Here is a 20,994-nt window from a genome sequence, read left to right as displayed (position 1 = left end):
AGACAAGTCGTGGCACTTGGAAACGCAGTCATGCGTTTACCAATTGCTTGAACTCATCCATTGCTGAAAATTTCACTATAGACGTTAGGGTAGTTTTCCGAGGTTTGCGATAGACGGCACGGAGTTGCCAGTATCGCAACGTTTGGGGCAGGAGCCAGAACATGAGCCAGGACGGACACGACAAGAAAGGCGCCGCGGAAAACGGCGTCGGGACACCCGTCGCCAACCTTCGCAGCCAAATCTGGAGCCGCTGGCCCACTGGCCTGACCGCGCTGGCCGTGATCGTCCTCGCCTGGGTCGGTGTCTACCTGCTGTGGAACGGCATCATCTTCGTCTTCGCGCGATAACCTCCCGCCCGCTTACACCCAGCCAATTGTGATCATCTCGTGATCATGCGCCCGCATGACAGCCATGCGCGTATGCTGTTGCCTGCCCCACATAATCGTGATCACTTTGACCCCGCAAACGTGCGCTGGATTTGCTTCTGAGCGAACCGCGCCTTTGCAGGACCAACCGACAGAAGTCGGCAAACATCAAGCGTTTGCTACGAACCCCCGCAGCGGAGACATCCGGGCGGGACTGCGGTAATCACGGCCCCCCGCCATGCGGCACCGGGGGCATCATCGCAAACCATTACAGCTGGACACGAAAAGCACAGTAGCAACTCGAACTACGTTCAACATGGCGGGTGAACAAAATGTCGATAGTCAACGCAGGCCTCGATCTCTCGGGCATCGAGACCCAAACCAAGTCGCCCAAGGGCGGCGCGCTGAAACGAGCATTCGATGTCACGGTAGCATCCATCATGCTCTTTTGCGCACTTCCGGCGATCTTCTTCATCATGGTCACCATGTTCTCGATCGATCGGGGACCGGTATTTTTCGCCCATGAACGGGTCGGACATCGCGGCAAGAAGTTCCGCTGCCTCAAGTTCCGCTCGATGATCGTCAACTCCAAAGAAGCGCTGGAACGGCACCTTGAAATGTTCCCGCTGGCTCGCGAAGAGTGGGAAGCGACCCAGAAGCTGCGCAATGACCCGCGCATCACCCCGCTGGGCAAATTCCTGCGCGACACCAGCCTCGACGAATTGCCCCAGCTGATCAACATCATCCGCGGCGACATGAGCCTGGTGGGCCCCCGTCCCATCGTGCAGGACGAAATCGTGCGCTATGCCAATGACATCACGGCTTATGCCAGCATGCGTCCGGGCCTGACCGGCCTGTGGCAGGTCAGCGGCCGCAGCGATGTGGATTATGAGCAGCGTGTGCGGCTCGATGCCGAATATGCTCGTAACTGGTCCTTCATCGGTGACATTGTTATTATGCTGCGCACCGTCAAGGTCGTCCTGATGCGCACGGGCAGCCGCTAGACTACAGGAGGCGATGAATGGCTTCGATCCTTTCCGTCGGCACACGCCTCTTCCGTACCCGTGATCCCTCGCGCGACGCCAGTACTGACAAGGACCGTTTCATGACGGTCCGCCGGTCGTTGCTGGCGGCAATCGAAGGCGCCCAGCGGGAGCGCGAGGGCCTGCAGACACGCCTCGACGTCTATTATGCCCAGGCCACCAACCTGATCGACAATTCGGGCGAGTTCGGTACCCGCTCCGATGAAGATGAAGGCGCCATCGAGGACGCCGAGCGCAATGCCGCTGCGGCCCGCCTCAGGATCGGCCAGATCAGCGAGCATATGGAACAGCTCAAAGCCGTGCTGGCCACTCTCGACGCTACGGCGCCGCAGGCCTGACGGGACAAGCCGGCGCCTCTTGGCGCCTGGCAATTTTTCGAACCGGAGCTCGCCATGCAGCCCACGCGCGCACAGCAGGGGATTCCGACGGTTTCCGTCATTATGGCGAATTACCGCGGCGGCGCGACATTGGCTCGTGCGCTGGAATCCGTGCTGACCCAGACCATGGCCAATCTCGAAATCATCGTCGCCGACGACGCTTCGCCCGACGATAGCGTTTCGGTGGTGACCTCCATAATGGCGCGCGACGAGCGGGTGCGGCTGGTAGCCTCGCCACAGAATGGCGGTCCGGCCCGCACGCGCAATCTGGCGCTGGCACAGGCCCGCGGCGAATGGATCGCCATCGTTGATTCCGACGACATCGTGCATCCCGAGCGACTGGAGCGGCTGCTGGCAGCGGCGGCGCAGTTCAAGGCCGATATCGTTGCCGATGACCTGCTGCATTTCCACGAGGACGGCAGCCCGCCGACCCTGCTGCTGGGCAATCACGACACACCATTTCCCGTCAGCGCAGAAGCCTGGGTGACGGCCGGCATGGATGGCAAGCTGCCGGCGCTGGGTTATCTCAAGCCGCTGATCCGTGCCGAGGCGCTGGGCCTGCTGCGCTATGACGAGACCCTGCGGATCGGCGAAGATTACGACCTGCTGCTGCGCACGCTACTGGCCGGCGCCAGCATGTGGATCGTGCCCGAGCCCTGGTATCTCTATCGCCGCCACAGCGGCTCGATTTCCCACCGCCTGTCGGCTGGTGACGTCGAGGCAATGCTGGCCAACCAGGTGCAATTGCTCGCCGCAATCAAGCCGGATGCCGGCTTAGCCCAGGCCTTTGCGCAGCGCCGCGACGCCTTGCAGGGCGCGCTGGATTTCGGGCGGCTGGTGGAGGCGATCAAGGCTCGCTCACCGGGGGCTACCCTTAATATCATTGCGCGGCGCCCTGCCCTGTTGGCGCGACTATGGACCTCGTTCACAGAAGGCCGGCGGCGCCGCACTGCCAAGCCACACGGTGCGGCCAATACTGGGCTGTTGAACCTCGATAAACATGCCTCCCTGCCCGCCTATGTGCCGAGCCAGGAGGTGGATTGGACCCGCTTCCGGCGCGATCCGGCCTGGCTGGCTGTCGCCGCGCAGGGCGTGAACGCGCACCAGATCATCGCCAAGGACGCTGCGGCCCGCTATGCCGCCGGATTTATCCCGGCCGCTGCTGCACCTACCCCGATCCGTAACCAATTCGCGACCAATGCGCCGGCGGTGGCGACATGACGCGCCTGCTGCGCCGCCGCGGCATTGCCGGCCCGCTGGTCGATATCGACCTGGCCGCCACCTTCACCGTGCTGGCCCTGTCCGGGCTGGTGCTGAACGCCCTGGTCGGCTCGTTGGCCGCCATGGCATTCCTCGGCTTTGGTGGACTGCTGCTGCTCAGCGATCCCCAGCAGAGCGCCACCCTGATCGCCCGCTGGTGGTTCCTCCTGCTGCTGCCGGCCTATTGCATGCTCTCCACGCTCTGGTCGCAATACCCCCAGATCACCCTGCGCGCTTCAGTCCAATTGATGATCACGCTCTCCATCGCCGTGGTGATGGCCGGACGGGTCAGGCCGGCGACACTGGTGCGCGCCCTGTTCGTGGTCTACGCCGTGGGCGTATTGGCCAGCATCACTATCGGCCATCGACCGTCGGGCGCGCCCTGGCTGGGCATTTTTGGCAGTAAAAATGCCTTTGCCGCCCATATCGCGGTCTTCGCACTGACCTCGCTGGCCGTGGTTACGGACCGGCATGCCGGGCTGTTGCTGCGGCTAGGAGCGCTGGGCGGACTGCTCATCTCGGGCCCATTGATGATTCTGGCGCAATCGGCCGGTGCCATCATGATGGTCGTGCCCTGCGTTGCTGTCATGGTGCTGCTGCTGCTGACGGGTCGCCTGACCGGCAACCAGAAACTGTTCATGACCTTGGGCGTGGTCATTGTTGGCGCGGCCTTGGGCCTGTTCATCATGGCCAACGGCCAGACGCTATTGTCGGAAATTCTCGAAGGCTCCGGCAAGGATCCGACGCTGACCGGCCGCACCGACCTGTGGGCCACCGGCTTCACCTTCATTGCCGAACGGCCACTGCAAGGCATCGGCTTCCGCGCCTTCTGGGTGCAGGGCTTCGCCCCGGCGGAACAGCTCTGGGCCATGTTCATGGTCCCCTCGGGCGCCGGCTTCAACTTCCACAACACCTATATTTCAAATGCCGTGGAGATCGGCCTGATCGGCGTCGGTCTGCAGGCGTTCCTGATCTATGGCGGCTTCCTGCTGATCGTGATCGCCACCATCCTGCGGCCCAATCCGCAAAATGCGTTCCTGGTCGGTCTGCAATTGCTGGTCATCCTGCGCAGCTTTATCGAAGTCGAGGTCTTTTTCGAGTTTTCCGTCCGCTCGATCCTGGTGGTCGTAACCTTCATCTATGGCGCCCAGGGCGTACTGCATGAATTGCGCGCCAATCGCCGCTCTCCACTGCCCGCGTCGCGGCAGGTGTATATCCGCCCAATCGGAGTCCAACCATGACTGAAACCAATTCCGGCCTGGTCCAGATTCGCACGCCCACCTATAAGCGCCCCGTCGCCCTGCAACGCGCGCTGCAATCGATGATCGACCAGACTTGGGCCAATTGGGTCTGCGATGTCTATGACGACGATGCCGCCCAGGCGGGCAAGGCAGTGTGCGAGAGCTTCAACGATCCACGCATCCGCTATCATCACAATGCGCCGCAGCGCTTTGCCTCCAAGAATATCGACCACTGCTTCACCGCGGAGAATCCCAACGACGCCGACTATTTTTGCGTGGTCGAGGACGACAATCTCATCCTGCCGGACTTCCTTGCCGAGAATATGCGGATCTGCCGCGAGGACGGCGTCAATGTCGTGCTGCGCAACCAATATGTCGAGCACAAGAGCGGCACCACCGCCGCCCATTTGAGCGCCGGCGGTGTACTCGATGACCTGTTCGTCGAGGGTCTCTACCAGCCCGATGAATTCCGCCTGTCGCTGCTGATGGGCATTGGCGTATCCAATGGCGGGCTATTCTGGTCGCGCGATACCGCCTGCCAGCTCGAGATCGGCTTTGGCTGCACCGCGACTTTGCAGGAATATATGCGGTCATTCTCGATCGTCGAGCCGATCTATGTGGCCATGACGCCGCTGGCCGTATGGGCGGAAAATGCGGAACAAACCACCCGCAATGCCGAACTCAAGGCTTCCTATCTCAGGCGCGAACTCGATCTGAAGCGCTCTGTGCAGGAGTTGCAGCGGCTGGCCTGGCAGACTGCCCCCAAGGGCCTGCGCGACGGCTTCATGACCAATCCGAAATGGGCGGCCCAGGCGCCGACGCGAGCCAGCGGCCTCGCCAAGGCGCTGATCATGGATGGCGCCTCATCGGCCATCGCCTTCAAGGATGCGTTGCGCCTGCGGGCGCGTGGCCTGGCCATTCGCCTGTTTGGCCGCACAACGCCGGATTTCCACGCCTTCGTGCAATCGCGACTGCCAGCCGTACAACGTTGAGTAATTCCGCCCCCACGGGCAGTAGTTAACCGGCCCGTATCGAGTAAACATGAGTGTTACCAATGAGATCGGTCGCGGCCCTGTGCTCGACCATGTACGCACCAACCGCTCCGGCGCGGCCATTCGCGGCGTGCTGTGGTCGGTGGTCAACAGCTTCGCGCCGGCCGCGCTGGGCATTCTCGTCTTCATGGCGACCTCGCGCGTGCTCTCGCCGGCCGAATTCGGCATCGTCTCCTATGCGGCCAGCATCGCCATGCTCGGCACCGCCATCGCCCCGGCAGGGTTCAGCGAAGCCATCATCCAGCGCAGCAAAATTGAGCCGCATCATCTCGATACGGTGTTCTGGCTCTGCACCGGGGCGGCGCTGCTGATCTATGCCGGGCTGTGCTTTGCCGCTGTTCCGCTGGCCAATCAGCTCAACGAGCCCATCCTTACCGCCCTCCTTCCCTTTATCGGCATCAGGGTGATTTTCGACATGGCGGCAGCGGTGCCCAATGCGCTGCTGGTCCGCTCCATGTCGTTCAAGAAGCTGGCAATGCGAACAACCGTCGCCTCGGTCGTCGCCGCCGTGCTGTGCCTGGCGCTGCTGTGGCTGGGATTTGGCCTCTGGGCACTGGCTTTTTCTCAGCTCGCCACGGCCATCACCACCTGTATCGGCGCACTGGTCTCGGTGCGCTGGCTGCCCAAATTCCGCTTCAGCTTCCAGGCGCTGCGTGAGCTGGCCAGCTTTGGCCTCTTCGCCTCGGGCAATCGCATCATCACCCTGGTCAGCGTCGATCAATTGCTGATCGGTACGCTGCTCGGCCCCGCCGGGCTAGGCATATATAGCTTTGCCCGCCGCATTTTCCAGATCCTGACGGACCTCATCACCGGGGCGCTTAGCTCGGTGTCCTATGCGCTGCTATCTTCGTTGCAGAACGAGCGGGACAAGCTGCGCGAGGCCTATTTCCTCGGCACGTTTGCCTCGTCCGTGCTGTCATTTCCCGTCTTTATGGGACTGGCGCTGATTGCCGACGATTTCGTGCCGCTGGCCTTTGGGCATAATTGGGTGGAAGCGGTTCCTGCCGTGCAGGCCTTTTGCCTGCTGGGCCTGATCACCAGCATCGGCGTGCTGCAATCCTCTCTGGTCAAAAGCCAGGGTCAGGCCGATCTGTGGTTCTATTACCTGATCGGCAAGCAGGTCACGACGGTGCTCTATGTCGTGCTGTTCTACAAATGGGGCGTCAACGCGCTGACGCTGGCCCTCGTCATCCAGAACTTCATCATGTGGCCGCCCTCGGTACACATGGTCATCCGTATCCTGCAGGTATCGGCCTGGGCCTATCTGGGAACCTTCGTCACGCCCATGCTGGCGACGGCCTTGATGATCGGCGCCGGCGTTTTTGTGAAGATCGAGCTGGCCGATGCCGACCCGGTGCTGCGGCTCGCCGCTACCGTGGCCGCGTGCGCCGCGGTGTATGGCGGCGCGATCCTGGTACTGGCACGCAAGCGCTTGCTGGCGGTCAAGGGCATGGTGCTGAAGAAGCGCGGGGCTTAGGCGCGCACCGCTTGCCACCCTGTCAGCATTCAACCCACGGTGTCATTCCCGCGAAAGCGGGAACCTCTGTCTTACGATGCAAGAAAAGCAAACGGAGATTCCCGCTTTCGCGGGAATGACATCGTCGGTGGGGCGGTTGGGTGCGTAGCTGATGGTTGGATGCGCGGGCGCCTAGCTCACAGCCAGCCGCGACCGCACGAAACCATCCACTGCCGCCGCGGCCTTCTCCGTCACTTCGGCAATCTTCGCGTCGCTGCTGAGCTGGGGCTCATACTTTGCCATTTTCTGCAAATGCCGGGCGGCGGAATGGGTCAGAAACGCATTGGGGATTGCCGCCAATGGGCTGCGGCTGAGGGCGCCGATCTTGCCGGCCGGGCCGCCGCGGCCGGTACGGCCAATATAATATTCGAGCACGCTGGATGGCTTGAGCTCGTGCATGCGCAGTTCGATATCGAGCGCGCCCGACCAGTCGAGCCATTTCATATGGTGTCCGGCAAAGATCGGCTTGGCGCCGATCCAGGGTGTGCGCAGCGCATCGGCCACGATGGCGCCATGCATGGCCTCGGTGATCAGCACGCGCGCGCCCTTGATCTCGGCGATAACCTTTTCGAGCGGATCGGTGGCATCGATCAGCTTGATGCCGGCAAGGCGGCAGGCCTCGTCCCAGGGGCCGCGCTCAAGGCTCTCGTAATGCGGCATGAAGGCCACATCGATGCCGGTGGCAGGTTTGGCCAATTCCATCTGGCGCAGCAGGATAGCGCTGTCGCAAATGGCCAGATCGGACGAAATCTTGAGCTTTTCGGCGGTCTTGGGGCCGCGCACGAAGCGAATGTCCCAGCTGCCGTCATGCACGTCTGGCAGACCCATATAGCCGGCATAACCCGAGCCCATCACGAACTTGCGGGAAGTTTCGGGCAGATGGGTGCCGATGATTGAGCCGATGCCCACGAACAGCTCGCTCTCGTCCTCGTCCAGAAATCCTTCCGGCAGGATTTGCGGCCAGACATATGTGTTGAGCTCATCACCAAAATTCGGCACTTTGCCGCGGAAGAACACCAGCTTCATTCAAAATCCCTTTTTCTGATTGGCCGGCGGCCACCTATTGCAGCGCGCAAAGCACCGATTGCGGAAAAGCGCAGCTTTCGCCCTGCGCGGTGAAGGCAACCCAATCCACATGCATGGCGATCGGGCCACTGGGTGGCACGAAAGTGCCCATCCAGTCGGTGAGCGTGTCGCTGCCCCACAGGCTGAAGAAAATGCGCATGGCATTGTTGGGCACCTGATCGCTCCCGGTCATTGTGCGGACGAGTTGGTTGTTGATGTAGTAATCCAGCCGTCCCGGCGTCCATGTGACAGCGAAGTTGAGGAAGTTATTCGAGCCGTAAGGCAGTTGATGAGACATGCCGCTGCCCACTTCACCGTCTCCACTGACGCCATTGACGAAACTGGTGGTCTCGACGCGGCCGATATCCTTGAGCAGGATCTCGAAATCCAGCTCATCATGCGGCTTGCCCTGTTGTGGGCCGATATAGGTGAAAAACGCGGCGTTGAGGCCCGAGCCGACGGGCGTTTTGAGGCGGGCTTCGAATGTGCCGTAGCCAAAGGCGGTCCTGGTCTGGATTTCCCCGCAGGCATAATCACGGCTACCGGCGTCGCTGCTTGGCGCAAAACCGACCCAGAGAAAACCACGAAGCGTCTTCACCTGATCTGCCGACCAGACACAATTCTGGTGCTCACCATTGGCCCAGCCATTCGAAACATACCAGCGCTGGCCATTGAGCGAAGCGAAATCGTCGAAAAAGCTGGCGCTTTGGGCCAGAGCAGGCGCGGCAAGGCAACAAAGGGCGGCAGTTGCGGTGGCTGCAAGGCGGGTGACGCTGGGCACGGGCTTATCCAATCCACTAAAACGCAAAACTATTCGGCGACAACCAGGCGAACCTGAACGACATCGCCGGACTGGACCGGCGTCGACATTTCGGCGGGGATTTCCTCCCCGTCGCGGACGATGCTGTAGGTATAACTGGCAAGCGAGCCCGCCATGCCCGGCGCAATACCGGAATAAGCCACCGCCTCCCGCACCAGACCCTGCTGGGTCGCGAGCTTGAGGTTAACCTCGGCCAGTTGCGCCTCGACCTCCTGCCGCTCGACCGTGAGTTGGGAAGCGTGGCTGTCGGCCAGGTCGGTGCGGCGGATTTCGGCATCGCCAATCGCCTGCTGCGCCTGCAACTGAGCCATATCGATATCGAGCAGGCGCGTTTCGTAATCGGCCACGCTGGTTTCGAGCGAAGCAACACGCGACACCACGGCCAGGCCATCATTGGCCAGCGAGCGCACATTGGTCAGCTGCTCCTGGGCAACCGACAATTGGCGTTCTGTGGCCGTCCGTTTTTGCCCAAAGGTCTCGATCTGGCGCCGCAGCACCATGGTTTGGCTATCCAGCGCCGTGCTTTGCGAATTGAGCGCCTTGAGATTGGCCACCAGCACCGCCTGCTCATCAGCCAACAGCGGCTCGACGCCCTCGACACCGGCAAACTGTTCGGGCGGCACGATCGTGCCCTGCCCAGCCAGTTCGGCATCGATGCGTGCCCGCTTGGCCAGCAGCCGAAGCTGTTCGTCCTGCAGCACCTGATAGGCGCCGGTAACGTTGAGCATGTCACGCTCGGGACGGGCATTGGCATCGGCGCCGCGGCGCTCGCCCCCAGCAAGGCTCAAGGCCTTGATCAGCGTCAGCCCGGGAAGGAATTTGTATTCGCCGGGCGATTGCACATCGCCCGCCACATAGATCGGGGCAAATTCGGCAATTTCGATGCTCACATTGGGCGAAACCACGAGGCCCAGCGACTGCTTGAGCCCGTCGGCCAGTTCTCGCGCCAGATCCTGGGAGGTTTTACCGGCGCTTTCCACGTCCCCCACAAAGGGGAATGCGGTGGTGCCTGCTGGGCCCACGACATATTCCCCGCCAAGGGCTGTCCATTCCTCGAACGTGGATTCGGCGGCCTTCCATTGGACCACGCGAACGTTGATCTTGTCGGAAACGTTGAGCGTATAAGGTTCCGCGGCGGCAGATGTCGCGGTGAGCGCGACGGCCAAACCCATTGCCAGAGCGCCTTGGCGCAGGACATTGGGCCGGAACGGAGTCGCTTTCTTCATGGGCCAGGCCTCGTGATTGAGCTTCCGGATCGATCGGTAAAGGCCCTGTTCCGGGCCGCACGCGCCAGCCTCTTCTTGGCTGCGGGGAGAACAACGGCGCCGCGCACCAATCCATCCCTAAAACGTTACCAGCCACCCTAGCATGGTTCGCGCGCTTGGCTCGCCCGCCCGGCTCAACCCAGCCCTGCGCTCAAAGGGAAACTGCCGCCGCAAAAAAGCCGTGCTGCGCAGAACGAAAACGGCGTGTCCACTAAGCAACGCCAGGCAAAAGAAAATTCGCCGCGTCCCCGGGTTCTGGACTCCCGGCCCAGCCTCGATTTAAGACAGTTCGCTGGCTTGATAGAGGCGTAACATGCGTATTCTGGTTGCCGTTTTGGCACTTGTCTTGTCCATTGGCCCGGCCTTTGCGGCCGGCATCGCGCGCCAGGGCGCCTTTATCCTGCCCGGCGCCGGCTTCGATTTCGCCATTCTGGCAGGCGACATAACCAATCAAACGCCCGATGATTTCAGGGCCGTGCTGGCCAGCCAGCCCAACATCAAGACGCTGGTGCTCTCCAGCGATGGCGGCCCGATGGCCGGGGCGCTCCTGCTGGCCGACGAAGTCTACCGGCGCGGCATCAACACTTATATCCCGCCCACCTCAATCTGCCAGTCCAGTTGCGCCTATGTGTTTTTCGCAGGGGCGGCGCGGCTGGATCAGGGCGAGCTGGGCGTGCATCATTTCTATGGCGGAGACAGCAACGCTGCCTCCCAGCTCGGGGTGACCGACATTATGGGGATACTGACCGGCTTCGGCACACCGCAGGCCGTCATCAACCGCATGCTGCGCACCCCGGCAAACGCCATCTATACTTTCAATCCCGAAGAGGTCACGCAGCTGCGCATCGATCGCAATCCCAGCCAGCTCGACGCTACACTCGCCCAGTTCCGTCAATTGCCACAAGAAGCGCTGACCGCCATGGGCACAAGCCCCGGTTCCCAGTCTGAAACGACTTCAGCAAGTAGCGGCAACGGCACGCCCCCACAAAGCGTGCCGCGCTTCGCCATCTATGAGGGTCTCGATTTCTACGGCGCCGATATCGACAAGATACGCGCCGAAACCCTGGAACAATGCTTCCAGAAATGCGTGGACAACCAGCAATGCTCTGCCATGACCATCAATCTCAATCCGACGATCAAGACCGGCCCCAACTGCTTCCTCAAAAGCGGCATGGGCCGAACCGAGCCCTATGAACACGCCATTTCCGGCGCCTTCCTCGCCGCCGGCTTCGATGGCGTGCTGGACGTCAACGGCACCAAGGTTGCGCCCACCGAAATTATCCCGCTGGAGTAGACTATCACGGGGCTTGCCACCAAGCCCCGTGTCGGGCTAATCGATCAATGCTTCGGATCACTCCGACCGGGCGGGTATAGCTCAGTGGTAGAGCAGCAGCCTTCCAAGCTGAATATGCGGGTTCGATTCCCGCTACCCGCTCCAAACTCCCATTTGAAACTGCTGCTCAACGAGTACGGGGCCGCCGCCCGCGGCTGGGCCACACTCCCAACTCCAAGACGCTATTCCCAGAGGGCCCACCCTCCATTCGACCGCTGGGCAGAGCCGGTACGGGAACCATCCCCTGGAAAAATCACATACTTTTCCCCTGCCCCACCGATTTCTTGCGGGCAATGGCGGAAGGGTGTTGACACTACTGTCACAGACCACCATAAACCGCCCGACGAAACGCCTAGCGCTTCGTTGTCCCGCTCGCGCGACGTTGTCAGTGGAGGGGTGGGAGAGTGGTTAAATCCATCAGACTGTAAATCTGACCGCTTAGCGTACACTGGTTCGAATCCAGTCCCCTCCACCAACGCCCCTCTTGGGGTATTGATTTTCCTGCATAATCCGGGCCTTTTTGGCTAACCTATTTTGAAGTTAGCCATTCTTGCGTTCTCGCTATGGCCGCGACCTTGTCAGTGCGCCCTGTCACGCTATGCTCCTAGCATGAACACATGCCCCAGCAACGCCTCCAATGCGACATCCAACAATCCCGCAAGGGATCGAGAGATAGCGCGGCTCCGCAACCTACTGGCTCACCTCGAGGCCATCTCGGCACATCGGCGCGAGGCAGAACATGCCGATGTGCGGGCGGAGACGGTTCGAGTGCTGCTGAGCGATATGGAGGCTAAAGCCAACGCCCCTTCTTCCGGCCAGCCCAAGGATTCGGCGGCCCGATAATCTGTCGCCCGGTTTCGAGGTCACGCTGCAGCTTCTTTCTGGCCTTCTCCGCCGCTAAGGCTTCTTGCCGCATCCTGTCGGCGTTCGCCTTATGCATTTCGGCTATTGCCTTGCCCTGCTCGTACTCGGCTCTGATCCTGGCCACCTCCACGGGATTGGGTGGACCGTGATCGTGGCTACCCTGGCCAGTCAGCAGGCCTGGCGTATTGGCAGGCGGATGCCAGGTCGTGGCGATATCTCGCTGCCCGCACTTCTCGCAGACGAAGCGGCGAAGGAATTCCGGCCGACGCTCGCCGGGGTCGAAGTCAACGCCGAAATACTGGACCATCTGATCCATGCTCGGGGACCAGCTATTGCCACAGCGCCGGGGATTGATCGTGTGGCAGTAAATGGTCAATCGCGCGCCATAGTCCCGAAGCTCGCCCAACGTTGGCATTTCTCGATCCACCTTTCGGCGGACATCGATAGCACCGTGAACGAATACGGAACAGACTAGATATCGATCACATCTACCGGCGCGGTCGGGGCGTGCTCCTGCGGCAGCGTTTTGGCCTCATCGATGCAGGCTTGGATGAACAGGGCGACATTCCTGTCTTGCATCAAGTCGGGGTGCTTGCGGCCAACCTTGGACATGAGCGCAGTCAGCTCGGCCAGGCTCATAGCCAACCCTTGGCTTTGAGGGCGCCGACAACCCAGTCAAACAACCCCGTCACCGCCGCAACGAAGCCGCCGAGCGTGGTGATCCCTGCAATCGAAAATGCCCACGATATCCGCCGGCCGCTTTTGAGCAGATCACGCCAGGCATCTACGGTCGGCTGCACGCTGGTTTGGTTGTCCGTGACTGTTTTCTTCAGGGCCTTGATTTCCCCCCTCACCTGCCCGTCAACCTCGCCAAGGATGCGAATATCTCCCCGAATGGCGCCGATGTCCTCGGAGATGCCATCCACACGTTCATGGAGCTTGCTTCGGCTTTGGCGGGACGCTTCCCGCTCCTCGGAGAAATCGGCGCGCAATTGCTCCATCATCTTGAGCAACATGTCGTTGGTGGTGGCCACAAACCGCTCCGTCGATCAGCGGCGCCAGCCGCAAGCGGCCTCGCCATAGTTGTTGTGCGAAACGATCTGACGCTTGGTGCCATCGGTCATGTCGTCCTGAACGGACGGCCGGATTGCCGAGGCCACGTCGCAGAAATTGCCGCTAGTCGTCCCGCAGCCAGCGAGAATAGTTGCTGTCAACATCGGCAGCGCCCATCTGGTCAACTTCATCGCCAATCTCCTTTCGCTGCTTCATGGATTCTGCGCGGCGCTTCGCCTGCTCGGCTTCGATGATCTTCTTGCCCTCGGCTCGGCCGCGCAGAAACGCGACCCCGATGGCGAAAATGATGGCGCCGGCAATCGCCAGCCCCGCCTTGATCTTTCCCCAAAAGCTAAACATCGGAGCTGGCCGGAAAAGGCGGGAGCGGGACAGTCTGCCCGGCGAGCGCGTGGGTGCAATCGCCGAGGAACTGGATCTGCCCGCTATTCACGAAGGAATGGCAGACCGTGTTGATGCGCTTATCGGCAAGCATCCGCTCGCGGTCTTCTGGCAGCTTGTAGGTGTCAAGGATGCGGTCGAGTTCTTCGTCGCCGCCATCGATGCGGACGCCTCGCACAAGCACTGACGGCGAGAACGTCGGGGCATCGGGGTTGCCATTGTAGGACCATTTCGGGCCTTGCCCGTTGACAGCGTCGTTGACCGTGATCTGGTGGGCCTCACTGCAACCGGGGCACCAAAAGGCGACCCGACCAGCTTCAAAGCCGCGAAGGATTGGGGATAGTTGCATGATTAAACCTCCCTCGCCCGGCGGATCACCTTCATCACCAGCCATGCGGCGAACGCGCAGACGATAACGACCATCACGATGGCGAGGGCGATCTGCACCGGGCCGCTGCCCTGGCTGACAGCCCCTGCCCCGGTCAGCACCGATCCGGCGCCGGCCAGAACTTCGGGCTTGGTCACGATATCGGTGATGGTTTCGCGCTTCGGCTCGGTCTGGAATTGCGGCGTCGGAGCGATCTTGCTTTCCGTCGCCGTTGGGAAGTTGGAACCGTCATTCCACCGACGGGCCGGGCCGGTATCGATGTGCATGAAGCCGGATTTCGGATAGTGACCAAAGCCGGTGAAACCAGCAGCTCGGGCGGCCCGTTCGAAGGCTGCAGGATCCTGATTGGTCATCATCACGTCGAACGCCTTGCCCAGGCGATGCTGGCTATTCTTGGCGCCCTTCACCCGGGCATTGTGCGCGGCCGATCGATAGGCGCTCGTGATGATCAGCGGCTTGCCCAAGGCGGTCCTGAGCGCCTGGAGCTTGTCCATGCTAGCTTCATCAATAAGAAGCTCCCCTTCGCCCTTGCTGGCGATTTCCTGGGGGCTGAAGTTGGGCCAGCGCCATTCGGACATGGGGAAGCGCTGCCAGCTCGAGTAGAGCTTGCTCATGGGGTATTCTCCTGATGATGGATTGGGAACTTAGAAGCCGTCACGCTGCTTGTTGGAGCGGGAGGGCTGTGAATGCCGAAGAAGATGGAAGTCCGCGAAGGCGACCGGATACAGGTCTGGCTAAAGGTCGCGCGGGTGGCCGATGAACTGGATATCGACTGCCGGCAGATCGTGACGGTTGAGCTTGCAGGCCAGAGGTTTACCGCGCCGCTCGATCATTTCGATGTGGTCAGGGTTCAGAGAGGGAACAACTGGCCGGAGGGTTAGGTCTTCAGGATTTATCGGAAGCGCAAAAGAAAAGGCGGCTTAGCGAGCCGCCTCGAGGTTTTCGGTGGTTTTAGCTGCTGCTAATCACGAGACGTAGCCGTCAAGCCAGCCGCTTGTGTCGGCTTTACCGGCTCCTCCACAATGGCTTTTGTCTTCAACTTCTTCCGCTTGAAAGGGCGCCACATGAATTCTGACAAGGTTTTCGGCTCCCTCATGTAAGACACGCCTACGTCCGGCCACTCGTCTTTCTCGGGGTGATGAATGGTCCCAAAAACAATATCCCACAGCGCTGATCCGCTACCGAAGTTCTTGTTGTGGTGCCGCTTCTCAACCGAATGGTGAATACGGTGGAAGCGGTTATCGGGAACAACGTAGCGCAAAAACCCGAAATGGACCTTCGTACTGCTGTGTTCATAGATACCCTGCCAGCCGAGCAGCAAGGCCCACAGCCACGGCACATAACCCTGCTCGAAGCTAAACAGCAGAGAAATGGGTATGGCCACAAAGGGAATTCTGAATATCTCTTCGGTGAAATGATGGTTGCTATTGAACGCGCTCATTTCCTCAAGGGAGTGATGCTCCGCGTGGAAACGCCAGAAGAAACGACTTGAGTGCTGGAGTCGATGAAACCAATAGTAGAAGAACTCACTGACCTGGAGCACCAACAGGGAAGCCAAAACCCCGCCCACGGGATCGAGTATCGCAAGCCCTGACCACTCAGACAAAAATCGAAGATCTATCCTAAACAGTGGGGTGACGCCCAAGTGTCCCCATAGCCGATAGAACAGCGTCATGCTCGTTGCGGTGATCACGATATAGACCATCCAGAACACCGCGCCCCTGACGCGCGACACCCAACTGTACCGCGACATCGGCAGGATTAATTCAGCGATGAGAATGACCGAGGCCGCAAGGAAGATGCGCCCCGCATAATCTTGGCCATGTGCGAATGCACTATTCAGAGCTTCTATCATCCAACGACCCTACGTGCTTGTGCCTTCCAGTATCCCATAAACCACTTTCGTTAGGGAGTACTACCGGCCTTAACTTGCTCCGCACTGCCAAAGGGCGTCCAGCTAAGCCGCTTGAGTCCAATACGCATCGTCTCTGAAATCGAGCGGGATCGGGTTCATAGCCTCGATTGCATCAGACCTTGCGCGCAGTTGCACGATGATCGCCCATGCAGCACTTGCTTCAGCCTGTTGCTGTTGCAGATCAACCGGCCAATTCGCCGGGTCTGCGCCATATTGCATCACTGCTGTTTGTCCTGCCGCCAGCGTATTGCGTTGCTTGTCTTCGGTCATGACAAGCAAGATGCGGCGCCGGCACTCCGCTTTGACTTCTACGATGGCCGGCGGAGTTGGTGGCCGCTTGAATGCCGCCGCTTCAGCAGGTGTAAGGGCTACTCGCTCACCGTCAATCAAGTGGTACTCTGTCATTTACAATACTCCCCAAAAGCTAATATTGCCGACAGACCCTAAAGTCCCACCAAACAAAATTTGGAAACGAGTAGCCCGCCCGATTGACGGTAGCAAAGACCCATGACGAGTGCCTAAAAAGTGGTCGACCCTATCTGGTGTTTGGTAAGAAACATGGCGAAGTGACGGGCGCCTTCCTCCTGCCACCGCACCGGGATAGATAGAAAAATCTGCGTTAAATTCCCCTAACGCACTTGCCATTATCGCCACGTCTAGGCGTGAGGCAAGAAAGCTAGCGGATATGACAGTAGAATTGCTCGTTTGAAGAACTTCATTTTGGTACTCGTTCGCTCCGAAATATATTTGAGCATCATCCCCAAAATACGCGGAATAGGTTCCTCCTGCATCTGAATATAAACCTGCAATCTTTATTTCAAAGAATGCGTATTCAGGAGGAAGCGTTAAAGTGATGCCGCTGACACCAGCTAGCTCAGCAGGGCCAAAACGCTGCAATAATCGACGACCTGTGTCTTCAATGGCTATGGCGCCGATCGAGCTTCGCACAGCCGATCCATTGGCATCATCGACCAGGGATTTGACGAACTCGCTGAATCCCAAAGAGGTTAGCACATCACCGGCCGTGGCGTCATCGACCAGCGATTTAAAGAAGGTGCTGAATCCCAAAGAGGTTAGCACATCACCGGCCGTGGCGTCATCGACCAGCGATTTAAAGAAGGTGCTGAAGCCCAAGGTATCCTGCATCCCCGAAGCATCGGCATTCGCAAGCAAGGTCCTCGCCGTTTCTGTCAGGTCAGCAAGTGCCGCGGTATCGGCGCTATCAAGATAAGGAAACTTGTCAGCGGCACCAACCAGCCCCTGCATGGCGCGAGCCCATGCCATCTGGGCAAAGGTCGCCGCTGTTCCGGCGCCAGTAAGGGTAATGCCCTTGTCGCCGCCCGTGCCATCAAGCCCGGCAAGCCCAGGCAGTATCCCGCCCCCGAGCAGTTCCAACAGCTCATTGATGGCCTGCTGGTAGCCCAGGTCAAAGGGCACCCGTTGGATTTCATAGGGCGCTTCTGTCTGCGATGGGCCGAGCCATGGGTAAGCCAGCAGAATCTGAGATGCAGACAACCCAATTGCCGGACCAATCTCGGCAATGCGGGTCGGCATGCCCACGTGCGTACCGAACTGATCGCCCTTTCGGAACTCCGTTCCCAGAGTTCCGGCGCCCTGGAACGTAACGATCGTGTCGGTTTCGGCGACCGTTGCCGTGCCGGTATTGTAATGGCTTTGGTCGATATCGATGGCCATGGTATCTCCAGGCAATAAAAAACCGCCTTGCGGCGGCTGTGGCGGGTGACGGTGGCGGCTAGTTAATTGGCGGGTGACGGTGGCGGCTTCATCGCGTCGATCTCGGCCTCGAGCTCCGCCACCCGGGCCTGAAGCATCAGCTTGTCATTCTCCAGCACCTTGACGCGGTTGGAGTAGTAGGCATCCAGCACTTCATGCCGTCCGCCCAGGGCGAGCAGTGCCGCCATTGGGCTGACCTGCTGGGGTTCTGCCTGTTCAGATTGTTTCTTGGCCATTGGGGCCTCCTATTTGCGCCAGAGCGTTGCGCCAAATGCCAGGTTGATTGTCCAACTGCCTGACTGATCGTCCCAAGTGGTAGACGCCGTAATACGATACCGGTAGGTTTGCCCTGGCGTCCCCATGCGGATACCGCTGTGGCTCATGCTGTTATTGGCCTCAGCCACGGTAAGTAAGGCTCCTGTGGATACGTTGACCAAAACGAAGTCTATGTTCGTGGAGCCGGCAGTAGTCCTTGACGATGACGCGGTTGCGGTTTCAATCCATGGACCGTCTGTTGCGATGAATGTTGGGCCATCAAACACCAACTGGTTAGTTGTGCCCGCACCACTCGCTGAGTGAGTTACAAAATCCGTCACTGCCCCATTGGCGATCTTGATCCGGCCGACTGACAGGTCATCGATTTGAGCGCTTCCGACCCGAAGATAAGTCAGGAACGCATTCGATGCGACGAGCTGCTGGACGTTGATCTCAGCTGAAGTAAGCGTTCCCGCAACCAGCTTGTCAGCAGTAAGCGATCGGGTCTGGATGTTTGCCGCTGTCAGGTTCCGGATACGGGCTTCGTCCATCCACACCACGCCGGCATCGACGACGAAAATTCCGTACTTTGCACCGGCAGGCCCGGTGACTGCAGCAATGCGATTGGCTACCAGCAGGATATCTGAATTGCCGCCGCCCGCCGTGATATAGAGGGCTGCATTGGCTGGTCCGTCCGCTCCACTAGTCGCGGCCGACAGGGCAATACGCACTTCCTCACCAACCGCAGCCGCAGACGTATAGATGCGCATCAGCCCCTCGGCCGAGGCACCAGGCACACTCGACACCAGCGACAGAATGGCATTGCCAACAGCCTGCAGACCCGTGCCGGGATCATTCACCTCGGTCGAGAGCAGATCGACCGCAGAGGCCACGGCTGGCAGGCCAGTTACAGGGTCGAAAACCTCGGCGTCCAACTGCTCAATCCGCAGCGACAACGCCGAGTTTGGGCCGGTCGCCGTGAGAATATCCAGCGACCATGAAGCCTTGCTGGCCTCGAAAGTGGATGCCGCTTCCTGCCGGATATGCTGGCGGTCGTTATAGTCCCCCACGGCCCCTGCAACATTGAGCAGAATGGCCTTACGCTTTTCCTCGATCGTCTCGCGGGTGTTGTAGCGCGTCCATTCGTCGAGTTCGGCGACCTTCTCAGCGACCTCGTCGGCAATGGCGTCCAGGCCCAGCGTAAAGGGGCCGGTGATGATCTCAGTGGTCACCCAAGGCGTATAGGTCTTGAGCCGGTCGGGAACGGTCGTGATCGTGGCGCGGGCAGTGTAGTGCACCCCTGGGATGATATTCTTGGTGGTGGCGTAGGTCCCCGCCTCCACATCGGTGGTCTGGTCCTGATAGACGGTCTGCCCAGTCGGATCTTCGCCAACGAAATAGAAGAACCGCACCGCCGTCATCGACGGGTCTTCTGGCGGGGTCCACGTGAACTCGAGCACAGGCGCTTCCTCGCCGTCACTGTTCTGGATAAACCCGACAGCGGCCGAGAAATTCTGCACCGTCGATAGCAGCGACGGGTTCAGCGGGGCCGTGGGCGGAACGACGATCGGGCCCGGTTCGATGCCGGCTTCCGAATAGACGTCTGCGCCCGTTTCAGCCAGCGTCAGCGTACAGCGGAATTGCGCATCGCAGCGCCAGCCCGTGACCAGCCATTCCAGACCGTCAAATTCGACCCACTCGCCCTCCTGAACATTGAGGCCGACCCTGCGCGACACCGGAACCGTGGCCGAGCCGCCCTTGCGGTTCTGGCGATACCGGATGTTGAGCAGATATTGCGCAATGTCGGGATCGGTGACCTGCAGGAAGTCGTTTGATGTCTGCCGCACACGCCCATCGGCCGCCACGTCGAGATTGACGAAGACAGGCGTGAGGCTTTCCGGGTTCCAAAGGCTCTCCGGCGAGGTGAATTGCCCCGATATGTAGTTGAACAGACCAAACGCCGACTTGCGCCGCTGGACCTCCTGCGCCCGGCCGACCGGAATATCATCGGCCGTGATAGAGGCGACGGGGATCTGCGGCGCGCCTGCGATGACGCCGGACAAGCCACGCCTGTTGAGGGCATAGCCAGCAATGGCGTCGTCCAGTTCCTTGAGAACTTCGGTGTGATCGTCCTCGCCGTTGACGAAGATCGACGCCTCATAGGTCGGCTTGCCGAGGCGCGGCGTGTCCGCCACATTCATCGCAGCAAAATAGGTCCCCAGATCCAACTGACCGAGCGACTTACCTTCACCAACGAGCGTCCGGCCCGAGAGCAGCCCCCGCAAGCCGAGCTGATAGTTCAGGCGATGCACGACCGGGTTTTTTGTGTGCACCCACGTAGCGGGATCATCGATCCTCTGGGGCCCGCTGCCGCCGGCAACGGTGCTGTCCTTACGCGGGTCATATTCGCGCAGTCCGCGCAGCACGAACTCAAAATCGGGGCGACCCTTGTTGAATTTATCGGCATCGTATTCCCGCTCGACCACGACATAGGTCATGCCGGCGCAAACCGATGTGGCCTTCCACGTATTGCCGAGCGCAGCGGTATCGGCCACCAGTTTCGTATCGACGCCCTGCCCTGGCCGCCCGTCATAGAAGCGGATCGAGATCAGGTTGTCGAAGCCGCTCACGCCATAATGGGAAATCTCGTTTCCGATAATGGGCCGGGCGACCAGGTCGTGCTTCTCACCATAGAAGTAGACCCTGCCATCGAGCCCGTCGCACCACCCATTGGCCAGGATGAACACATCGGCATTGTACTTATTGCCGGAGCCGTACTTGGCATAATAGACGTGGTGCCCCCGAACCTTGCCTTCGCCGAAGAGAGCGCTGACAGGAACCTGCGCGCCGTACTGGATCTGGCCCTGCACAGCAGAATAGGGCTCGTTCCGCGCTGCCTTGGGCCGGGTCAGCGAGGAGAGCAGCAGCGACGCGCCGAACGATAACCCGCCGGCAATGATGGATGCCGCCAGGGCGGAGCCAGCAAATAGCGCTCCCGCAACCGCGGTGCCGATTGCCGTAAAAATTACCATGGATTTTGGATCCGGGA

General features: G+C 60.3%; 23 protein-coding genes and 2 tRNA genes. 12 read left to right on the top strand and 13 right to left on the bottom strand.

Features of this window, described 5'->3' with window-relative positions:
- The first annotated feature begins 161 nt into the window (after window positions 1-161).
- The 7 genes from FF80_RS16815 to FF80_RS16785 all read left to right on the top strand — a co-directional run bounded on the left by FF80_RS16815 (window position 162) and on the right by FF80_RS16785 (window position 6,815).
- Complete coding sequence (locus FF80_RS16815) at window positions 162-347, top strand: hypothetical protein (RefSeq protein WP_035102595.1); 186 nt, start codon at window positions 162-164, stop codon at window positions 345-347.
- A gap of 350 nt (window positions 348-697) precedes the next feature.
- Window positions 698-1,369 (top strand): sugar transferase, encoded by a 672-nt coding sequence (locus tag FF80_RS16810; RefSeq protein ID WP_052153693.1) that lies wholly within the window; start codon window positions 698-700, stop codon window positions 1,367-1,369.
- Between the two features lie 17 nt (window positions 1,370-1,386).
- Window positions 1,387-1,746: a hypothetical protein gene (locus tag FF80_RS16805; RefSeq protein WP_035102594.1), complete on the top strand. Its 360-nt coding sequence runs from the start codon at window positions 1,387-1,389 to the stop codon at window positions 1,744-1,746.
- Between the two features lie 54 nt (window positions 1,747-1,800).
- Complete coding sequence (locus FF80_RS16800) at window positions 1,801-3,006, top strand: glycosyltransferase (RefSeq protein WP_052153692.1); 1,206 nt, start codon at window positions 1,801-1,803, stop codon at window positions 3,004-3,006.
- Window positions 3,003-4,286, top strand: a complete 1,284-nt coding sequence (locus tag FF80_RS16795; protein ID WP_052153691.1) for an O-antigen ligase family protein — start codon at window positions 3,003-3,005, stop codon at window positions 4,284-4,286. Before FF80_RS16800 ends, FF80_RS16795 begins: the two co-directional genes overlap by 4 nt.
- The gene (locus tag FF80_RS16790; protein WP_035102593.1) at window positions 4,283-5,278 is read left to right on the top strand and encodes a glycosyltransferase; all 996 of its coding nucleotides are present in this window, start codon (window positions 4,283-4,285) and stop codon (window positions 5,276-5,278) included. Before FF80_RS16795 ends, FF80_RS16790 begins: the two co-directional genes overlap by 4 nt.
- Window positions 5,279-5,327: 49 nt before the next feature.
- Window positions 5,328-6,815 carry a lipopolysaccharide biosynthesis protein gene (locus tag FF80_RS16785; protein ID WP_035102592.1) on the top strand — a complete coding sequence of 496 codons (1,488 nt, stop codon included), beginning with the start codon at window positions 5,328-5,330 and terminating at the stop codon, window positions 6,813-6,815.
- A 171-nt stretch (window positions 6,816-6,986) separates the two neighbouring features.
- Here FF80_RS16785 and FF80_RS16780 read toward each other — a convergent pair whose 3' ends face one another.
- Genes FF80_RS16780 through FF80_RS16770 form a run of 3 tightly spaced genes read right to left on the bottom strand, consistent with a single transcriptional unit; the run spans window position 6,987 to window position 9,965 of the window.
- Window positions 6,987-7,880: a polysaccharide pyruvyl transferase family protein gene (locus tag FF80_RS16780; RefSeq protein ID WP_035102590.1), complete on the bottom strand. Its 894-nt coding sequence runs from the start codon at window positions 7,878-7,880 to the stop codon at window positions 6,987-6,989.
- Between the two features lie 34 nt (window positions 7,881-7,914).
- Window positions 7,915-8,700 carry a family 16 glycosylhydrolase gene (locus FF80_RS16775; protein ID WP_052153690.1) on the bottom strand — a complete coding sequence of 262 codons (786 nt, stop codon included), beginning with the start codon at window positions 8,698-8,700 and terminating at the stop codon, window positions 7,915-7,917.
- A gap of 29 nt (window positions 8,701-8,729) precedes the next feature.
- Window positions 8,730-9,965: a polysaccharide biosynthesis/export family protein gene (locus tag FF80_RS16770; RefSeq protein ID WP_052153689.1), complete on the bottom strand. Its 1,236-nt coding sequence runs from the start codon at window positions 9,963-9,965 to the stop codon at window positions 8,730-8,732.
- 352 nt (window positions 9,966-10,317) lie between these two features.
- On the opposite strand from FF80_RS16770, the gene FF80_RS21145 reads away from it, so the two are divergent.
- The 4 genes from FF80_RS21145 (at window position 10,318) to FF80_RS21725 (ending at window position 12,676) form a co-directional block, all read left to right on the top strand.
- Entirely contained in the window at window positions 10,318-11,298 is a 981-nt protein-coding gene (locus tag FF80_RS21145) for a PAN domain-containing protein (protein ID WP_052153688.1), read from the top strand.
- Window positions 11,299-11,368: 70 nt separating this feature from the next.
- Window positions 11,369-11,442: transfer RNA gene (locus tag FF80_RS16760), tRNA-Gly, on the top strand.
- A gap of 285 nt (window positions 11,443-11,727) precedes the next feature.
- Window positions 11,728-11,812 (top strand) — tRNA-Tyr (locus tag FF80_RS16755).
- A 459-nt stretch (window positions 11,813-12,271) separates the two neighbouring features.
- A complete protein-coding gene (locus tag FF80_RS21725; protein ID WP_152558412.1) occupies window positions 12,272-12,676 on the top strand; it encodes a hypothetical protein in 405 nt (134 codons plus the stop codon).
- Here FF80_RS21725 and FF80_RS21975 read toward each other — a convergent pair.
- The 5 genes from FF80_RS21975 to FF80_RS16730 all read right to left on the bottom strand — a co-directional run bounded on the left by FF80_RS21975 (window position 12,673) and on the right by FF80_RS16730 (window position 14,655).
- Entirely contained in the window at window positions 12,673-12,840 is a 168-nt protein-coding gene (locus FF80_RS21975) for a hypothetical protein (protein ID WP_160172853.1), read from the bottom strand. The two genes, FF80_RS21725 and FF80_RS21975, sit on opposite strands and share 4 nt — an antisense overlap.
- The gene (locus FF80_RS16745) at window positions 12,837-13,235 is read right to left on the bottom strand and encodes a hypothetical protein (RefSeq protein WP_052153687.1); all 399 of its coding nucleotides are present in this window, start codon (window positions 13,233-13,235) and stop codon (window positions 12,837-12,839) included. The genes FF80_RS21975 and FF80_RS16745 overlap by 4 nt, the downstream gene beginning before the upstream one ends.
- Window positions 13,236-13,377: 142 nt before the next feature.
- Window positions 13,378-13,614, bottom strand: coding sequence for a hypothetical protein (locus FF80_RS16740; protein ID WP_035102585.1), 237 nt, complete (start codon window positions 13,612-13,614; stop codon window positions 13,378-13,380).
- Window positions 13,607-14,002 (bottom strand): DUF6527 family protein, encoded by a 396-nt coding sequence (locus FF80_RS16735; protein WP_035102584.1) that lies wholly within the window; start codon window positions 14,000-14,002, stop codon window positions 13,607-13,609. Before FF80_RS16735 ends, FF80_RS16740 begins: the two co-directional genes overlap by 8 nt.
- 2 nt (window positions 14,003-14,004) lie before the next feature.
- The gene (locus tag FF80_RS16730; protein ID WP_052153686.1) at window positions 14,005-14,655 is read right to left on the bottom strand and encodes a D-Ala-D-Ala carboxypeptidase family metallohydrolase; all 651 of its coding nucleotides are present in this window, start codon (window positions 14,653-14,655) and stop codon (window positions 14,005-14,007) included.
- A gap of 72 nt (window positions 14,656-14,727) precedes the next feature.
- Here FF80_RS16730 and FF80_RS16725 point away from each other — a divergent pair, with 72 nt between their 5' ends.
- Window positions 14,728-14,922 (top strand): hypothetical protein, encoded by a 195-nt coding sequence (locus FF80_RS16725; RefSeq protein ID WP_035102583.1) that lies wholly within the window; start codon window positions 14,728-14,730, stop codon window positions 14,920-14,922.
- 80 nt (window positions 14,923-15,002) lie between these two features.
- On the opposite strand, the gene FF80_RS16720 is transcribed toward FF80_RS16725, so the two are convergent.
- From FF80_RS16720 to FF80_RS21140, 5 genes are all read right to left on the bottom strand, one after another.
- Complete coding sequence (locus tag FF80_RS16720; RefSeq protein WP_244445805.1) at window positions 15,003-15,896, bottom strand: sterol desaturase family protein; 894 nt, start codon at window positions 15,894-15,896, stop codon at window positions 15,003-15,005.
- Between the two features lie 102 nt (window positions 15,897-15,998).
- A complete protein-coding gene (locus FF80_RS16715) occupies window positions 15,999-16,361 on the bottom strand; it encodes a hypothetical protein (RefSeq protein ID WP_035102582.1) in 363 nt (120 codons plus the stop codon).
- Window positions 16,362-17,651, bottom strand: a complete 1,290-nt coding sequence (locus FF80_RS16710) for a hypothetical protein (protein ID WP_035102581.1) — start codon at window positions 17,649-17,651, stop codon at window positions 16,362-16,364.
- A 62-nt stretch (window positions 17,652-17,713) separates the two neighbouring features.
- The gene (locus FF80_RS16705) at window positions 17,714-17,926 is read right to left on the bottom strand and encodes a hypothetical protein (protein WP_035102580.1); all 213 of its coding nucleotides are present in this window, start codon (window positions 17,924-17,926) and stop codon (window positions 17,714-17,716) included.
- A 9-nt stretch (window positions 17,927-17,935) separates the two neighbouring features.
- Window positions 17,936-20,977, bottom strand: a complete 3,042-nt coding sequence (locus tag FF80_RS21140; RefSeq protein ID WP_052153685.1) for a hypothetical protein — start codon at window positions 20,975-20,977, stop codon at window positions 17,936-17,938.
- Between the last annotated feature and the right edge of the window lie 17 nt (window positions 20,978-20,994).

Source organism: Devosia sp. LC5 (assembly GCF_000735585.1).
In the GTDB taxonomy this organism is placed as follows: Bacteria; Pseudomonadota; Alphaproteobacteria; order Rhizobiales; family Devosiaceae; genus Devosia.
This window is presented reverse-complemented; position numbering and strand designations above follow the sequence as displayed.

Coding starts and splice junctions, on each gene's coding strand:
- FF80_RS21140 (WP_052153685.1), bottom strand. CDS start 20,977: ATGGTAATTTTTACGGCAATCGGCACCGCGGTTGCGGGAGCGCTATTT.
- FF80_RS21975 (WP_160172853.1), bottom strand. CDS start 12,840: ATGAGCCTGGCCGAGCTGACTGCGCTCATGTCCAAGGTTGGCCGCAAG.
- FF80_RS16740 (WP_035102585.1), bottom strand. CDS start 13,614: ATGTTTAGCTTTTGGGGAAAGATCAAGGCGGGGCTGGCGATTGCCGGC.
- FF80_RS16730 (WP_052153686.1), bottom strand. CDS start 14,655: ATGAGCAAGCTCTACTCGAGCTGGCAGCGCTTCCCCATGTCCGAATGG.
- FF80_RS16795 (WP_052153691.1), top strand. CDS start 3,003: ATGACGCGCCTGCTGCGCCGCCGCGGCATTGCCGGCCCGCTGGTCGAT.
- FF80_RS16720 (WP_244445805.1), bottom strand. CDS start 15,896: ATGATAGAAGCTCTGAATAGTGCATTCGCACATGGCCAAGATTATGCG.
- FF80_RS16705 (WP_035102580.1), bottom strand. CDS start 17,926: ATGGCCAAGAAACAATCTGAACAGGCAGAACCCCAGCAGGTCAGCCCA.
- FF80_RS16725 (WP_035102583.1), top strand. CDS start 14,728: ATGCCGAAGAAGATGGAAGTCCGCGAAGGCGACCGGATACAGGTCTGG.
- FF80_RS16800 (WP_052153692.1), top strand. CDS start 1,801: ATGCAGCCCACGCGCGCACAGCAGGGGATTCCGACGGTTTCCGTCATT.
- FF80_RS16815 (WP_035102595.1), top strand. CDS start 162: ATGAGCCAGGACGGACACGACAAGAAAGGCGCCGCGGAAAACGGCGTC.
- FF80_RS16710 (WP_035102581.1), bottom strand. CDS start 17,651: ATGGCCATCGATATCGACCAAAGCCATTACAATACCGGCACGGCAACG.
- FF80_RS16785 (WP_035102592.1), top strand. CDS start 5,328: ATGAGTGTTACCAATGAGATCGGTCGCGGCCCTGTGCTCGACCATGTA.
- FF80_RS16770 (WP_052153689.1), bottom strand. CDS start 9,965: ATGAAGAAAGCGACTCCGTTCCGGCCCAATGTCCTGCGCCAAGGCGCT.
- FF80_RS16780 (WP_035102590.1), bottom strand. CDS start 7,880: ATGAAGCTGGTGTTCTTCCGCGGCAAAGTGCCGAATTTTGGTGATGAG.
- FF80_RS16735 (WP_035102584.1), bottom strand. CDS start 14,002: ATGCAACTATCCCCAATCCTTCGCGGCTTTGAAGCTGGTCGGGTCGCC.
- FF80_RS21145 (WP_052153688.1), top strand. CDS start 10,318: ATGCGTATTCTGGTTGCCGTTTTGGCACTTGTCTTGTCCATTGGCCCG.
- FF80_RS16790 (WP_035102593.1), top strand. CDS start 4,283: ATGACTGAAACCAATTCCGGCCTGGTCCAGATTCGCACGCCCACCTAT.
- FF80_RS21725 (WP_152558412.1), top strand. CDS start 12,272: ATGCATTTCGGCTATTGCCTTGCCCTGCTCGTACTCGGCTCTGATCCT.
- FF80_RS16810 (WP_052153693.1), top strand. CDS start 698: ATGTCGATAGTCAACGCAGGCCTCGATCTCTCGGGCATCGAGACCCAA.
- FF80_RS16805 (WP_035102594.1), top strand. CDS start 1,387: ATGGCTTCGATCCTTTCCGTCGGCACACGCCTCTTCCGTACCCGTGAT.
- FF80_RS16715 (WP_035102582.1), bottom strand. CDS start 16,361: ATGACAGAGTACCACTTGATTGACGGTGAGCGAGTAGCCCTTACACCT.